We start from the raw sequence: 15,923 nt of genomic DNA, 5'->3' as shown, positions 1-15,923 counted from the left end.
TTTAACAATTACCAAAACAAGATGTTAATAGACTATCAAATATTAACTAATAATCAAAATTAAATTAGGTCATGAACGAAACAATAGAGAAATTACAAAAAACAATTGAACCATTAAGACAAGAAATTATTAACCATAAAGTTTATTCCGTGATTAAAGACGTTGAAGACTTGAAGGTTTTTATGAAATACCACATTTATGCGGTTTGGGATTTTATGTCACTTTTAAAAGCATTACAGAATAATTTGACTTGTACTTCAGTTCCGTGGTTTCCTAAAGGTTCGGCAGATACTCGCCACCTTATTAATGAAATCGTGGTGGGCGAAGAATCGGATGTGGATTTATATGGACAAAGAAAAAGTCATTTTGAAATGTACTTAGATGCCATGAAACAATGTGGAGCCGACACAACCCCCATCGAAACATTTATTGAAGAATTAAAGCAAACAGGTAACTTCGAGCGTGCCTTTGAAAAATCGAGTACGCCAAAAGAAGCTAAAGAATTTGTTGAATTCACTTTTAAAGTGATTGAAAGTGATAAAAATTATTTGCAATCGGCCATTTTTACTTTCGGAAGGGAAGATTTAATACCAGGTATGTTTATTTCAATTATTAACGACACGCATACCAATTTCCCTGATAGTCTTTCAATTTTTAAGTATTATTTAGAAAGACATATCGAAGTAGATGGCGACCACCACAGTCATCTTGCTTTGCAAATGACCTCAAATTTGTGCGGTACAAATGAACAATTTTGGTTGGAAGCACAACAAACGACCATACAATCACTTCAAAAACGGATTAGCCTTTGGGACGGAGTTTATCAAGAACTCACCGAGAGAAATTCGAGTAACATATTTACAGACCACAATTTGACCGAAGTAATGGAAGACTCCATCCTGTAAAACAACTGTTTTTATGAAAATAGAAGCCTACCAAATATCGGAGGTCATTAATTTAAAGAAGTTCAGAAACGAGTATACCAGCCAACCGTTGATATTTAACAATTCTGAACTTTTTTATAAACAAGATGATGATAAATATTGCTATTTGCTAAGCTACGGAATTGTGGTTTTCGCCAGTTTTACTGACTTAGAAAAAAGTGAATTCCTGAAATTTGTGAAAGGTTTTATTGAAGATGAGGTACATGAAAAATACGAAGAACATTTCATAGTCCAAACCGACCCTTCTGTTTCGGTTGTGCTAAGTTACAATTCCATCACGGTTTCGGAAATTACGGATAATACGGTTAGAATTGTGATGCTGAATATTGGTCAATCCGTGGCCTTAGATTTTTACGAAGATTTGACTTTGGAGATTTTCAAAGATTCCCGTGAGATTACGGACGAACTCGAAAAAACGGGAACATTCAAATATTCTAAGAAGGGTTTACTGAAATTTGTTGGCAGAACCATCAACATCAAAAATAGTATTATTGATAACCTCTATATTTTTGATGCACCCGAAGAAGTATGGGAAAATGAACATTTAGAACGAATAGACAAGGGTTTAAAGAAAACTTTTGATCTCAAAATGCGCTATCAGGACATTGATTATAAACTCAAAATCGTGCAGGACAATCTCCGACTTTTTACAGATTTACTCCAAAATCGAGAATCTACTCGCCTCGAATGGATTGTAATTATTCTGATTTTGATTGAGGTTTTTGATATTTTTATTAAGAAATTATTTTAAAAATTTACCGTTTAACCTTAATGCCATGAAAGCAATAACATTATTTACCGCTTTACTTTTATTGAACTTTACGTCCTTTGCTCAAAACAAAGAAATCATCAAAACCGACAAAGCTCCCGTACCCATTGCGCCGTACAGTCAGGGCGTAAAAGCCAATGGTTTTCTGTTTGTGTCGGGACAAATTGGGTTAAATCCAGGTACTCGTAAATTAGTAGAAGGCGGCATGGAAGCAGAAGCCACACAAATTATGGAAAATATTCGTGCAATTCTGTCGGCGGGCGGTGCGAGAATGGAAGATGTTATTAGTACAACCGTTTATCTTAAAAACATGGATGATTTCCAGAAAATGAATGCCATTTATGGAAAATATTTCACCGCTAACTTCCCTACACGTAGCACCGTGGGCGTATCAAGTTTGGCAGGTGGAGCAAATATTGAGATAACGGTTACGGCTTTATTGCCGATGAAAAAGAAATAGAAAAGTTATTAATTATCTCGAATTTAAAGCGGTCTAACAAACCGCTTTTTTTATGCCTAAAAATATATTTACAAAAAACTAAGAGAATAGTTTGTAAACTAAAATATTAGTTATATATTTATTCTGTAATTGAAATTAAGGTATCCATTAAAAATATAAAATTATGCAACCAGAAAGAGAATTAACCAAAGCCGAAGAGCAAATTATGCAGGTGCTTTGGCAAATAGAAAAAGGATTCGTCAAAGATGTTTTGGACGAATTGCCAGAACCTAAGCCAGCCTACAATACAGTTTCAACAATTATCAGAATTTTACAAGAAAAAGGATTTGTTAGTCACAATTCTTACGGAAAATCGCACGAGTATTTTCCGATTGTGAGCAAAGATAATTACAGTTCTTTTGCCACCGAGAAATTAGTGGAAGGCTATTTCGAAAATTCATTTTCGAGCCTGTTTTCATTTTTCTCAAAAAAAGGAAAAATTGACGTGAAAGATGCCGATGAGATTTTGGCGATGATTAATAAAATGAAAGAAGACGAGGAGAAGAAATAATTGATAATTCAAAATTCTGAAAAGATTACGAGTGTTGTTGTCAGTGTCTCCACTGACAAATATAGTCCGACTTTCATGACAACAAAGGGTAAATCAACCTAAAATTGTCCTTAGTTCACACCTGAATAAAAATTACTGAGTACATCAAACAAAAGTTTAAATAGTTCTACACTCAAATTTTAGAAAACTTTCTATTTTTCCAAAAATCGAACAACGAAAAACAAACATCCAAACCAATGGCTGAAATATCTGCATCCGACCAAGCCCCAAAAGGCAAAAAAGCCCGTAGCCACAAGCTATCAACCAAAATCGACATGACTCCCATGGTAGATTTGGGCTTTCTTTTGATTACTTTTTTTATGCTTACCACTTCGCTGATGAAACCCGTAACCATGCAACTGAATATGCCTGATAAGGAAAAAATCGTAAAAACCTCCCCTATCCGTTGTTCAGAATCATTGAATGTGGTGATTGATGCCGACAATAAAGTGCATTATTATCAAGGGGAATGTAATCCAGAAGTCCATACAACTGACTTTTCGGATAATGGAATTCGACAAGTTTTGTTTGATTATAAACGTAAAATTGGCGATGTTTTTACAGTCGTAATCAAATCGACAGACCAAGCAAAATACCGTAATATGGTGGATTTGTTGGACGAAATGACGATTACCAACAACCGTCATTATGCCATTGTGGCAATAACCGATGAAGATAAAAAGCATTTAAAGTTGTGATGGAGTGAGTTGTAAGTTAGTGATTTAACTAACTACGCTATCCTCAAATCACTAACTCTCAATTCACTCAATCACAACTCAAAAACATTATGAACTGGCTCAACTACCTTCTCCAAGTGAATCTTTATTTGATTCTATTCTATGGTTTTTATCGTATTTTATTGCGTACAGAAACCTTCTTTAATCTCAATCGGGGCTACTTGGTGGCATCGGCGGCATTGGCGTTTTTCATTCCATTGATGCAGTCGGAATGGGTACGGAGTTGGTTTGTGACCGAACAGATTTCCCAAACTATTAATGTATTTTATGACCCGCAGGTATTCTACGTACAAGTGAGTAAGCAAGCCCACACGCTCACATTGGGCGATTTTATGGCTATTTTTTATATCACAGGAATCTTGATTGGCATTGCTCGTTTTGGCGGAAATTTGGTCTATTTGGGAAAAATGATGAAGCGAAAAATCGTTCAGAAAGAACAAAAACAGGCTTTTTCGTTCTTTAACGTGCTGTTTGTAAGCAAAGAATTAAAGAATCGTTCAACCATTATGAAGCACGAATTTGTCCATATTCGTCAATTACATTCTGCCGATGTACTATTGTTTGAATTGATTGCCATTTTCAACTGGTTTAATCCTGTGGTGTATCTCTATAAAAGTTCAATTAAACACATTCACGAATTTATTGCCGACGAAGTTGCGAGTCGTAACGAAGCCTCAAAATCGGAATATGCCATGCTTTTATTTCAAGAACAATTTGGTGTGCAAGCGATTCCACTTACCAATAATTTTTTCAATCAATCACTCCTAAAATTACGTATAAAAATGTTAAATAAAGAACGTTCTACCCAAACTGCCATGCTGAAATATGGCTTAATTGCTCCTCTTTTTATTGTGATGATTGTGGTTTCTTCGGCTACTTTAGCGAGTAAAGAATTGGCTAAAATTGAAGATAAAGTCGAAGAATTTTCGGATAAAGATTTGGCGAAAGTTATCGAAAAACCTTCTGAAACGGTTACAGAGACATTATTGAAAGATAATATTGATTTGTCAAAGGCATTTATTATTAGTCCTGATTTGGTGGATGAGGTGAAGGCGATTTCTAAAAGTACCAGAGATACAAATAAAGTATTTACTGCCGTCGAACAAAATGCTGAATTTCCTGGGGGTATGAAAGCATTTGGGCAATATTTACAGGAGAATTTAGAATATCCTGCTTCAGCACAAAAAGCAAATGTTTCTGGAAAAGTTTACATTCAATTTATAGTCAATACAGATGGTTCACCTTCCGATTTTACAGTTTTAAAATCGGCTGGCTACGGTTTTGATGAAGAAGCATTAAGAGTATTAGAACTTGCTCCAAAATGGACTCCCGGCAAACAAAGTGGAAGAGTTGTGAGAAGTCGTTTTACTGTTCCAATTAATTTTGCATTGAAAGAAGAAGTGGAAAGTTCAAGCATTTTTACTGTACCAAATAATAGGAAAAACACTACTCAGAATATTTCAATAAGCGATTCTATTTCTGTGGAAAACCCTTTATACATTATTGATGGAAAAGAAATATACGATACGGATAATATTAATAAAATCGACTCCAAAACAATTGATAAAATTGAAGTTTTTAAAGGTGAGAAAGCAATTATGCGTTATGGTGATAAAGGGAAAAAGGGTGTAATTGTAATTACTTTGAAAAAGAAATAGTTATTGTATAGACCGAGTAATTGCTGTTTTATTTAACATTGTGAATAAAAGTAGGACAGGTTTCCAACCTGTCCCCCCACCCCAACAAGTGGGGATTTTTTAAAACTCAATCAACTAAAAAATTAGTTTCATCTTAAACAATAAATAATCATGCAAAATCACCCAGAAAATCATGCAACCTTGGAAGAAATTGTCTTCCAAAATCGTAATAAAAGCTACGGAGCTTATTCGTTACGAATTGATTATGAAAATGTCATCAAAAAATCTCTTTTGATTGGTATTAGTATTTTTGGATTGGCGGTGCTTACACCGATGCTTTGGGCAAAAGTGGAAAGCAAAATTAATAGAGAAGTAATTGCCACGGTAACTGATGTAGTAATCCCTCCGCCACCAGAAAAAGTTGAACCTCCAGAAATTGAAACGCCTCCGCCCGTAGAACCTGAACCAGAAGTGAGAAGTCAAACGAGATTCGTAGAGGTTGAAATAGTTGAAGACCCAAAAAATGTAGAATTACCGCCCGACCAAGACGATTTGAATAAAGCCATTAATATTGGAACACAAAATGTAGAAGGCGTCGATGAACCAATCCCGACCGAAGACCCCGACGCCACAAAAACAAATCAATCAGAAATACCCGTTGAAGTAAAAGTTGAAGATAATACTGTTTACATTACCGTTGAACAAAATCCAGAGTTTGCGGGAGGCATGAACGCCTTATTGAAATTTCTACAAAAAAACCTCCGCTATCCTACGCCAGCGGTTGATGCAAACGTTGGTGGCAAAGTTTATATGCAGTTTGTGGTTGGTCAGGATGGAAATATCTCAAAAGTTGATGTGTCGAAAGGCATTGGTTTCGGTTGTGATGAAGAAGCCCAAAGAGTGGTAAAACTCATGCCCAAATGGTCACCAGGGAGACAGTCGGGCAGAGCAGTTGCCGTGAAATTTACTTTGCCGATTAGTTTTCAGCTTGCGGAATAGAAAAAGAGAAATGGAGGAATGGAGACAGGAGAAAATTTATAGCTCTCTTATTCCATTCCTACTGTCTCCATTTTTACATTCGTTCCTTCCGAATCTCCGATAAAGTCCACAATGCCAAACCAGTTTCTACCACCGCAAAGAAAATCAAAACAGGTTTTGCCATCCCTAAGATTACAAACATTACTAAGCCCGCACAAAAAAGTAAACGACCTTGAACGGTTGCACGAATAACCTCTTTCCCTCCATTTTTATACATGGCATAATAATAAAATGATAATACCAAAACCAACAATCCCAATACCCGAATCCAGATTTCGGAAGTAGGTTCAAGTCCAAAGGTTGCTAATAAAAAGTTAGGAATGAATAACAATTGTAAGCCCGAAATAAGGACATAGGCAATTTGTCCAAGAAGTGATTTATAGTATTTTTTCTGCATAGTTTTTGGGTTTTAAATATCTGATAATCAAGTTACTAAATATTTTTATCAAACAAAAAATAAATAGTGTTTCACTGCTTATACTAACCCAAATGGATAATCGAAACAAGTTTTAATGGATTTTAATAATTCCAAGTTCATCGTTAACACTACACCGCCCGATTTTCCATTGATAATTATTGTTAAAAGTCTCCATAATTAACTTGCAGACATAATAACCCTAAGTCTAAACGCCACAAATCGACTACTTGGTTACGGTCATCCAATACGAATTGTACGAAAAATTGCCTTTTGACATGAGCTTCGTACAATTCTTTTTTTACCACCGAATCCTTCCGAATATCGCCCGTTTTACGCATATACAAGGCATTATACGGAATTTTGTTGTACGATAACCAATTCATCGTTTGACTTCTTGAAGAGTCTTCTCTCCCCGACATTAAGATTATTTTTACGCCTTTTTCGTGGTACGTTTTCACAATTTCTGCCACAGGAATATTTAACAAATCCGTCTCACAACGTTTTGCATCAAAAGGGCTTCGGTCGTGAATAATTGCCAAAGTTCCGTCCAAATCGCACAGAATAGCGGGTGGTAAAGTATCATCTTGTTCTTGATAATGTGGACCACGCTCGTCTTTCAAAATATGTTGTTTATACATTCGAATAATCACATCTCGACCCACTTTTTTATCCCTTTTTTCGTCCCGTTCCAAACATTCATCCAAGGTTGTATCAAAACCTTTTATCTCAATATTAACCTTATCACCCGAATCCTTCATGTATTTTTGAACGACTTGCGTAATCCGTTCAATCGGTCGATCGGATAGATTAGTATCGTCAATTACCACGTGTTTTCCTTCTTTCAGAGCCTCTACGAGCATAAAATCACGGACACGTTCCACAAATTTTTCGTTGGGATTGCTGTGCATTGAATTATCCAACATGGCTCGTAATTCGTCTTTATTTAGTCGTTTCCAAGCGTGTGGATTTTCAGTTAATAAATTTCTGGCAAAAGTAGATTTTCCGCTTGCGGGTAATCCACGTAGTATTAGTAGTTTTTTCATTTTGTAAAGCTGTGAGATGTGAGCTTTGAGCAATGAGTTTTACCCTGCCAAATACGCTCTAAATCTCCATACAATATTCTTTTCTGAATTTTAAATATTATGTCACATAACCGCTGACGAGGTAAAAACTGTCGTCAGGGTCATCAGACGAAACCCTGACGACGGTTTTTACCTCGTCAGCGGTTAATTCCAAACTTTGAAATTTAAGTTTCTTTAATCTCAATGCTCATAGCTCATTACTCACAGCTATAACGCACCTCCAACAACAACTCATTCACAAAATCCTTATCCACATCGTCGGGCAAATCACTTTTTTCAAAGTAGGAATTTAGTCTTAAAATATCCGCTTCAGCTTTTTCCATGAAGCGTTCCAAATCAATTTCTCCTCTCCGTATTTTCAATAAATCTTGGGCATTTGGTCGTCTGACGATGATGGTTTTTTGTTCGGCAATTTCCAAAGCCATATCCAACAACCGCTGACAATGCAAGAGATTTTTACCATCAATTTGTTGTCCGTGATTTTCAATATCCACGTAGCGTTGCGTATTGCGGTTTTTCAGCCAGTCGGTATATTGCACAAAATCCTTGCAATGACTTGAATATCCTTCCTTGTTAAAATACAAAATCGTTAAATCCTTCTCCCCTTTTGGTACGGAACTCAATCTGATATTATCACCATTTTCAGCCATAATTCCCCGATAACCCAATTGCTTCGAAGCATCATAATGCAGGGCGTAACAATCCTTGAAATGGGCTAAATTGACCAATCCACAACGTTTTTCATCTAAATTATTATCCGATAAAAAGGTTTCCAAAGGCAAGGTTTTACCATTTTGATACACAAAACAAAAATCCATCAACGACTTCCGAACCATTCTTTCTTTCTCCCAATTCATCTTTTTGTCCAACCCTTTCGCTTTTTTGATTTGGGCAACGGCATATCCGCCAAAAGAATGTAAACACTTCTTTGTCAAGAATTTATCACGATGTTGCAGGATTAAATCAAAAGCTGGATGTTTTTCGATGATACAATCTTCGGGCATAAAAAGCAATTCCAACATCGTAGGATTTGCCGATTGAAGCAATTGCAAAAATCGCCGAACTTCATAATAACATTCGTCTTTGCTGACTTCGATTTGCTCTTTGTAGCTAAAGCCCACCAACTCACGAGTGGGCTGCACATACACTCCTTTGAAGTCAGTGTCCGACCCAACCGTATTTGTTCCGTAGGCTTGACTTCCAACGATGGTTTTGAAGATTATTTTCATTTTTGTTTTAAATTGTATTGAAATAATTAGCCCACAGATTGGACAGATAGAACGGATTTTCACAGATTTAGTTTAACATTTTATCCGTGTAAATCTGTTAAATCCGTAAAATCTGTGGTCTAATTTTTCGTAATTCTCTTTTCACTCACTCTTTTAACTTATTCGCAAATGGTTTTTGATAATCAGGTTTAATGATTTTCCAGATTACTTGGTCGTAAGGTTGTTGGTCTAACATTTTGAACAAAACAGAAGGAAATTGACAAGTTTGGAAATAAATAGCCGTCGTTTTTCTATCTTCTAAAATCTTAAAATCCAGTTTTGCTTGTGCTTCAATTTCGGCAAAATTATCCAATAATTTTGCGTGCGTAATTTTCACCCAATCATAAAATTCATCAGGAACTCTATCCAAAATTGGCAATAAATCTTGTCCTTCTTTCAAATATTCCCAAATATTCAAAGTAGAAACTTGCGTAATAATTCGGTGAATGCGTTGATATTCATCAAATTTAACTTTCAAACGATATCCATTCTTGAATTTTACGACAAATCCTTCTTTATTTGCCTCTTCCAATTCTTTCAATTTCGACAAATCGTTTAAACCATCGTAACGATTTACCATTTCAAAACCGATATTTTCCAAAGGAGTTTCAACGCCAGTTTCGGTATCAACAATTGCTAATAAAACTAATTTTCGTTCATTTCCATAATCCAAAACAATACGGTTTTCGGGATAAATAATCTCGAATAAATACGTTTTTGATTTATCCAATAATGGAATCACGTCCGTATATTGTGTATGTAACATCTCCGTTGCCACCTGCGACTGCTCACTTACAAATGACCCACGAGTAGCGATATGCGGCTTGTTTTCAATCCAATATAAAACTCCCAAAGAACCATCCATTTTCTCAAAAACCTCAAAGAAATCATTTGGGACGATTTGATTTTCAAATTCTCCCAAATTAAAAAACTTCTGAAACGGACGAGCCACGATTTTATAATCACCATCCAAAATTAATCCACGGCACGCCAAAGTAATTTCATTCCAAACACGGTCGTATTGAGCTTTTGCAGTATAATTATAAATATACAAATCCGCAGCTGGGTGTTTGTTTACATTGATGTAGTTATCGGCAATTAGTTGGTTTAGTTGTTTTGTGTTCATTTTGATTGATTTATGATACAAAGTTAAAAACTCACTACGCAGTCTATCTGCGTAGATAAAAAATAATTTAGATATTTATAAAAATTCACGATTTGCAAATTGCGAATCGTGAATTTAAAGGCAAGCAGATTTTAGCAGATAAATAAATCCTTTTAAATCTGTCTTGCTTGCATCAGCGTAATCTGCGTTCCAATCTGAATTTCAAATCTAACCAAATGCCCGCAAACCGCAACGCCCTCATCCGCTACAAAACCATTGATACTTGTCTAAGAAACCGATTCATAAAATGGACGTTGGAAGATTTAATCGAAAAAGTATCGGATACGCTTTATGAATATGAGGGCATCGAAACCATTAGCAAGCGAACAATCCAGAATGACATTCAGATGATGAGGAGTGATAAATTGGGCTATTTTGCTCCAATCGTAGTTTTAGAGAAAAAATATTACACTTACGAAGACCCAAATTATAGCATTACCAACATTCCAATTTCAGAAAATGACCTTTCCAGCATGAATGAGGCCGTTGAAATGCTAAAACAATTCAAAGGCTTTTCGAACTTTGAACAATTGAATGAGGTCGTTCAAAAATTGGAAGACCACGTTTATTCGGTAAGAAAAAAGAAGAACTCAGTAATTGATTTTGAGAAAAATGATAATCTTAAAGGGCTTACGTATTTAGATATTTTGTACCAATCGGTGGTTCAGAAAAAGGCAATAAAAATGACTTACCAATCCTTCACCGCAAAAGAAGCAAACGTATTTTTCTTTCACGTTTGGTGGCTAAAAGAATTTAAAAATCGTTGGTTTGCCGTGTGTGTTCGCAAAGCAAACGGAGGAATTTCAAATTTGGCTTTGGATAGAATCATTGACGTGGGATTATCGAATGATGTGGAATATGCTGATAATGAAGGTATTACACCCGAAGAATATTACACAGATGTAATTGGAGTAACGGTAACAAACCTCCTCCCGATGAAATTAAAATTATTTGTCGAAAAATCACACGCTCCATACGTGAAAACAAAACCGCTGCATTATTCCCAAAAAGTATTAGAACGCCAAGAAAAGAGCATCATTATCGAAATCAACGTACAACATAATTATGAATTAGAACGAGAGATTTTAGGCTTCGGGGAAATCATGAAAGTACTTGAACCAGACAGGTTTGCAAAGAAAATTAAGCACCGATTATCGAAGGGAGTTATGAGTTATGAATTGGTATCATTGCGAACGTAGTGACACAATCTGTTAATTATGAGTAGAAGATTTCAAACTCAATTGCACCATTTCAACAGATTGCTTCGTTGCACTCGCAATGACAGCACTTATAGAACTAAAGATTCAAAACCCCCTTACGCCTCCGAGAAACAGTAGCAATAAGGTTATTTTGCATAATTAATTGGTTTTCGTCATTATCATAATCCAAGACAAATTTTGGATTTACCATAAAAGATTTGTGAACTCTTAAAAATCCTTTTGCTTGAAGAATATCTTCATAAGAATGAATACAATGGGCATACATTCGGGTTTTACCATCCTGTAAATGAAAAAGGGTATAATTTCCTTCACCTTTAAGCATGACGATACGGTCAATGAATATGGCAATGTTTCTTTTAGAATCGACGGTCAAAAGAGCGTCACGATGTGCTGTTAGATTAGACATAAGTTTTATTTGAGATAAGACGTTAAAGGGAATTGGGTTCATTAAGCAATCATAAAAAAACCTTTACAACTACTTAGTCGTAAAGGTTTTTTATTTGGTAACAGATTTTGAGGAAATTTTGAAAAAATATCTAAGAGACAGTGACGGGAAAGTTTTTAAAACAAAAAGTCCTCACAAATTTCTTTATGAGGACTTAAGATGGTGGTCTAACAAGGATTCGAACCTTGGACCCCCTGCTTGTAAGGCAGGTGCTCTGAACCAACTGAGCTATTAAACCAATTTTTACTTTAATGGTGGTCTAACAAGGATTCGAACCTTGGACCCCCTGCTTGTAAGGCAGGTGCTCTGAACCAACTGAGCTATTAAACCATTTCCCGTTTCTTTTAACGTGGTGCAAAATTACGGCTTATCAAGTAATTATGCAAGCCTAAATATCTAAAAATTAACAATAATTTTATTTGCGTTGATTATCAGATAATTAGCAACGAAAATAAAATGAATAATCTTACGCATACTGCCGTTTCCGCCAATATCCTTTCAATAAACCAGCCAAAATCAATATGACAATCGGAATAATGAGATTAACGACTTGCCAATATTCACGTTCGTCTTGCAAAGCTACTTTATCTAATGGACGCAAAACTACTTCTTTATTTCGTGCCGTGATTACGCCATCATCATCCAAAAGGTAATCAATGGCATTCAAAACAAAATCTTTATTGGCAAATGTATTACCCGAATATTTATCAAAACCCAAAGGCAATGGGGTATTTTGTTTTTTGTCGAAATCATTTACAGGAATATCTCCATCCGAACATACAATTATTTTTGATGGTTTTCCTGTTGCTTTGAAAGTAGCAGAACGTGGGTCGCTCGGTAAAATTCTATTATTGAATAATGATTCAAACTTGCCTTCCAACAAAATCCCAACGGTTTGTACGCCCGCTTTGTATTCGTTGGCATCTAATTTTTTATTCGCAAAATTATAACTCATCACCGCAGGCGCTTTCAAAATTTGGGTGTATTTTGAAGTCATTAACAAGGGAATTTTCGTAATACCATTGGCTCTGACGGTATCTAATGACCCAACGTATTTAGTGTAAACAGCATCTAAATTCTTGACAATTGGCGAGTTGCCAAAAGTATTTATCAATGGATAATATTGCCATGGCACAAGTTGAATATTGGCTTTATTACCAAAATTACCAACATCTAAAGGAATGGCGGCACACATTTGGGCATCTTTAATCAAATTTGGGTTTAGGCGTACACCATATTTAAAAAGCAAATCTTCTAAACCCACACTCTGAACTTGCGCCAGACTTCCCTCTCGTGCCACAGAATCCACTTTAACGGCATCCATAAAGAATAATGCTTTGCCGCCATTGATAATAAATTGGTCAATTTTATATTTATCATCGTCACTAAAAACTTGGTCAGGTTTCATCACTAACACGGCATCCAAACCATCAAGTGTGGGCGATTCTCGTAAATCAACGGGATAGAGTTCGTAGTTTTTCTTCAATGCACCAATTAAATCCAATTGATTGACTGCGGGTAGTTTTGAATAATTGACAAAAATACCAATCTTCTTTTTCTGAGTAGCCGTAACATTCTTGATGGCAGAGGCCAATTGATATTCAACGCCTTCATAAGACTGATTAAGAATTTCTTGGGGTGATGACATTTTATTACCTTTCAACAAAAGCGTGGCAATTTCTTTGTCTTTGTAGGTAATTACGGCTCCTGGAATAATCAAACTCTGGGTTTTCTTACCGTCCTCGGTTGCCATCGCATTGGTGGGTGGAATACCTTTTTGAGCCAATTGAACTATTTTTTCGTTACGAGTTTTTTCGTCTTTATATTCTGAATTAAGGTCAATAAAAGCATATTTTATTTTTGTTCCTCCATAAATCTGAAATTCATCTAAGGTTTCATGCACAGCATTTTCCAAGCGTTTGAAGCCCGCAGGAATGCCCTTACCCGTCAGATACACCTTCACATATACCTCATCATCAAGGTTTTTGAGGAGGTTTTTTGTGGCATCATTTATCGTAAACCGTTTTTCTTCGGTAAGGTCTATTCTGAAAAAGAAGTAATTGGCAAGGACATTTAAGCCAATTACTGCGGCAATTACGAGAAGAATTTGAAGGATTTTATTTTTCATGTGGTTGTAAACAAGAATGGCACGCAAAATATAGTTTTTACTAAATAGTTTTCTGATAACGCTTATAAAGAAAAGTTATTTTAATCGTTTATATTTCTTCAAAAGTGTGCATTTTTTGATGGTAATAATTTCAATTAATTCTTCTTCAATAATATTCATTGCGATACAAATCTACAAAAATCATTCTCAAATCATTCATTTTACCTCTAAGAATCCATTGCTCCTACTGTCTTTTGCAAAGACTTCGAAATCACCAAAGCCATTGCTTCCGCCGATTCGGTGGCAAATAGATGCTGCGTCATTTGTAGAAGATTTTCATTGTAGAAATCGGGTTTAATCGTCTCATTATTAAGCTGATAAATAACATCACAAACCACTAAATGATATTGCCGAGAAATGACATCGTAAATAATAATTGGATTTGAGATACTATTATCACGCTCAAAACAAAGTAGAAAAACAGGAAAATCGAACGTTCCCATTCCATTCATTGTAGCGGAAAGTTCAGCATCGTAATATTCGTATTTTAAGAAAGTATGCGTAAAATTCCGTTTGGTTAAACAGGCAGAAAGTTCTTCTAATTTCTGAGTCATTTCCAACACTGGCGTTTCTTGAGAGGAGAATTCGGCAAAAGGTTTCCACTGATTTGTGCCTAAATCTAAAAATTCAAGAAAGGGTTTTGCTAAGTCTAATTTATAATCAAACATGGAATAATTGGGCGCAAAATAACCTGGATAAAAAAAGTTCATGCCTTGATTTTTACTGAAATCCATTTTCAAAAACATCAAGTATTTTCCGAGACTATACTTCTGATAATCAGGGTCATAAAAGCACGTAATACCCGTTGATGCATCTTTTCCTAAATCAAAAAATCCGCAGGCAATTAGTTGTTGGTTATCGTAAATACAGATTTCGTAGGAATCAAAAATATTGCTCAATTTATCATCATACAAAAGGTGCGTCAAGGACGGAGCCGCATCAAAAGGAACGTGATTTCTATATTTATTGAACAGAATTAAATGCTCAGGCGTGAGCGCAATCGAAGGTTTAATTTCTACCCTAAATCGAACATTTAGCTTTTGGAGTTTTTGTTGGGTTTTACTGGGTTTAAAGGTCAACAAATCAATTCTTAACCAAATGGCACTAAAAAGTAATCCATTGAATTTCAAGAAATTAGTCGTAAAAATAGCCTGCCCCATTCTAAACCAACCGATTGCTAAGTATTCGTCTAATTCTTCACCGTTTAATAATTTTTGTGGATAATGTAATTCTGCGAGCATTGATTAGATTTATGCGGATTTTATTGATTCACAAAGGTAAAAAAATAAGTTTGTTCTATAAGAACCTGTTTAAACTTATTACTTTCGGTGTAAATAGTTTCATTTTTAACCGAATAGTAATAGACCAAAATTTATTCACGATAGCGGTGATATGATTCACAAATTATGGTCTATCAAATTAAAAATGAATTCGATTTCCATACAAAACGAAAAGTTTAAATAGGTTCTAACTAAAAACGGCATCACTTTGAGCGATGCCGTCCTTCAATTCTATCTAAAATTTATCACAAAATCCCTTCCATTGCTTGATTTTCTGCAAAAGGCTGCTTGTAAATTCGTTTACCCGTTGCTTTAAAAATCACGTTGGCCAAAGCACCGCCCGTTGGGGGCAAAGCAGGTTCGCCTAAGCCCGTTGGGTCGATACCATTATTGATAAAGTGAGCTTCAATTTCTGGTACTTCGTTGTATTTTATCAATCTGTAGGTATTAAAATTATTCTCTTGCGGAGCGCCATCTTTGAAACTCAATTTGCCGTACATCGCATGACCAATGCCATCCACAATAGCGCCATAAATCTGATTTCTTGCACCGCTTTCATTAATTACAATCCCACAATCCGTTACGGCATATACTTTTTTCAAAGTTGGTTTACCTTTCTTTATCTCAATTTCTGCCACTTGGGCTACGTAAGAATTGTGTGAAAAATAAACACTAAATCCTTGATGAACATCTTTTTTGGATTT

The 15,923-nt window shown here is 35.5% G+C and carries 16 protein-coding genes and 2 tRNA genes; 8 read left to right on the top strand and 10 right to left on the bottom strand.

Going from position 1 to position 15,923, the window contains the following annotated elements; translation table 11 throughout:
* Positions 1 to 71 precede the first annotated feature (71 nt).
* The 7 genes from AC1W31_RS05610 to AC1W31_RS05580 all read left to right on the top strand — a co-directional run bounded on the left by AC1W31_RS05610 (position 72) and on the right by AC1W31_RS05580 (position 6,135).
* Positions 72 to 905, top strand: a complete 834-nt coding sequence (locus AC1W31_RS05610; RefSeq protein WP_481733428.1) for a DUF3050 domain-containing protein — start codon at positions 72 to 74, stop codon at positions 903 to 905.
* A 13-nt stretch (positions 906 to 918) separates the two neighbouring features.
* Complete coding sequence (locus AC1W31_RS05605; protein ID WP_481733427.1) at positions 919 to 1,695, top strand: RMD1 family protein; 777 nt, start codon at positions 919 to 921, stop codon at positions 1,693 to 1,695.
* 25 nt (positions 1,696 to 1,720) lie between these two features.
* The gene (locus AC1W31_RS05600) at positions 1,721 to 2,173 is read left to right on the top strand and encodes a RidA family protein (protein WP_481733426.1); all 453 of its coding nucleotides are present in this window, start codon (positions 1,721 to 1,723) and stop codon (positions 2,171 to 2,173) included.
* A gap of 163 nt (positions 2,174 to 2,336) precedes the next feature.
* A complete protein-coding gene (locus AC1W31_RS05595) occupies positions 2,337 to 2,723 on the top strand; it encodes a BlaI/MecI/CopY family transcriptional regulator (protein ID WP_481733425.1) in 387 nt (128 codons plus the stop codon).
* Positions 2,724 to 2,959: 236 nt separating this feature from the next.
* Positions 2,960 to 3,460, top strand: coding sequence for an ExbD/TolR family protein (locus AC1W31_RS05590; RefSeq protein ID WP_481733424.1), 501 nt, complete (start codon positions 2,960 to 2,962; stop codon positions 3,458 to 3,460).
* Between the two features lie 89 nt (positions 3,461 to 3,549).
* A complete protein-coding gene (locus AC1W31_RS05585; protein WP_481733423.1) occupies positions 3,550 to 5,157 on the top strand; it encodes a TonB family protein in 1,608 nt (535 codons plus the stop codon).
* Between the two features lie 150 nt (positions 5,158 to 5,307).
* Positions 5,308 to 6,135 (top strand): energy transducer TonB, encoded by an 828-nt coding sequence (locus AC1W31_RS05580; protein WP_481733422.1) that lies wholly within the window; start codon positions 5,308 to 5,310, stop codon positions 6,133 to 6,135.
* Between the two features lie 73 nt (positions 6,136 to 6,208).
* Here AC1W31_RS05580 and AC1W31_RS05575 read toward each other — a convergent pair whose 3' ends face one another.
* From AC1W31_RS05575 to AC1W31_RS05560, 4 genes are all read right to left on the bottom strand, one after another.
* Positions 6,209 to 6,571, bottom strand: coding sequence for a hypothetical protein (locus AC1W31_RS05575; protein WP_481733421.1), 363 nt, complete (start codon positions 6,569 to 6,571; stop codon positions 6,209 to 6,211).
* Between the two features lie 182 nt (positions 6,572 to 6,753).
* Positions 6,754 to 7,635, bottom strand: coding sequence for a phosphatase domain-containing protein (locus AC1W31_RS05570; RefSeq protein WP_481733420.1), 882 nt, complete (start codon positions 7,633 to 7,635; stop codon positions 6,754 to 6,756).
* Positions 7,636 to 7,871: 236 nt separating this feature from the next.
* On the bottom strand, positions 7,872 to 8,966 hold the full coding sequence (locus AC1W31_RS05565) for a nucleotidyltransferase domain-containing protein (RefSeq protein ID WP_481733419.1): 1,095 nt from the start codon (positions 8,964 to 8,966) through the stop codon (positions 7,872 to 7,874).
* 82 nt (positions 8,967 to 9,048) lie between these two features.
* The gene (locus AC1W31_RS05560) at positions 9,049 to 10,068 is read right to left on the bottom strand and encodes a T4 RnlA family RNA ligase (protein ID WP_481733418.1); all 1,020 of its coding nucleotides are present in this window, start codon (positions 10,066 to 10,068) and stop codon (positions 9,049 to 9,051) included.
* A gap of 215 nt (positions 10,069 to 10,283) precedes the next feature.
* Here AC1W31_RS05560 and AC1W31_RS05555 point away from each other — a divergent pair, with 215 nt between their 5' ends.
* The gene (locus tag AC1W31_RS05555; RefSeq protein ID WP_481733417.1) at positions 10,284 to 11,306 is read left to right on the top strand and encodes a helix-turn-helix transcriptional regulator; all 1,023 of its coding nucleotides are present in this window, start codon (positions 10,284 to 10,286) and stop codon (positions 11,304 to 11,306) included.
* A gap of 97 nt (positions 11,307 to 11,403) precedes the next feature.
* Here the strand turns inward: AC1W31_RS05555 and AC1W31_RS05550 are convergent, their stop codons facing one another.
* From AC1W31_RS05550 to AC1W31_RS05525, 6 genes are all read right to left on the bottom strand, one after another.
* On the bottom strand, positions 11,404 to 11,733 hold the full coding sequence (locus AC1W31_RS05550; RefSeq protein ID WP_481733416.1) for a LytTR family transcriptional regulator DNA-binding domain-containing protein: 330 nt from the start codon (positions 11,731 to 11,733) through the stop codon (positions 11,404 to 11,406).
* 199 nt (positions 11,734 to 11,932) lie between these two features.
* Positions 11,933 to 12,010, bottom strand: a tRNA-Val gene (locus AC1W31_RS05545).
* A 14-nt stretch (positions 12,011 to 12,024) separates the two neighbouring features.
* A tRNA-Val gene (locus AC1W31_RS05540) sits at positions 12,025 to 12,102 on the bottom strand.
* A gap of 136 nt (positions 12,103 to 12,238) precedes the next feature.
* Positions 12,239 to 13,900 carry a gliding motility-associated ABC transporter substrate-binding protein GldG gene (gene gldG, locus AC1W31_RS05535; RefSeq protein ID WP_481733415.1) on the bottom strand — a complete coding sequence of 554 codons (1,662 nt, stop codon included), beginning with the start codon at positions 13,898 to 13,900 and terminating at the stop codon, positions 12,239 to 12,241.
* 206 nt (positions 13,901 to 14,106) lie between these two features.
* Positions 14,107 to 15,180 (bottom strand): arginyl-tRNA--protein arginylyltransferase, encoded by a 1,074-nt coding sequence (locus AC1W31_RS05530; RefSeq protein ID WP_481733414.1) that lies wholly within the window; start codon positions 15,178 to 15,180, stop codon positions 14,107 to 14,109.
* Positions 15,181 to 15,464: 284 nt separating this feature from the next.
* Positions 15,465 to 15,923 (bottom strand): molybdopterin cofactor-binding domain-containing protein (locus AC1W31_RS05525; protein WP_481733413.1); only part of this gene is annotated, 459 nt, incomplete at its 5' end.

The sequence above is a fragment of the Arcicella sp. genome, assembly GCF_964672035.1.
Note: the sequence above shows the minus strand (reverse complement) of the source record. Positions and strands in the feature narration are given on the sequence as shown.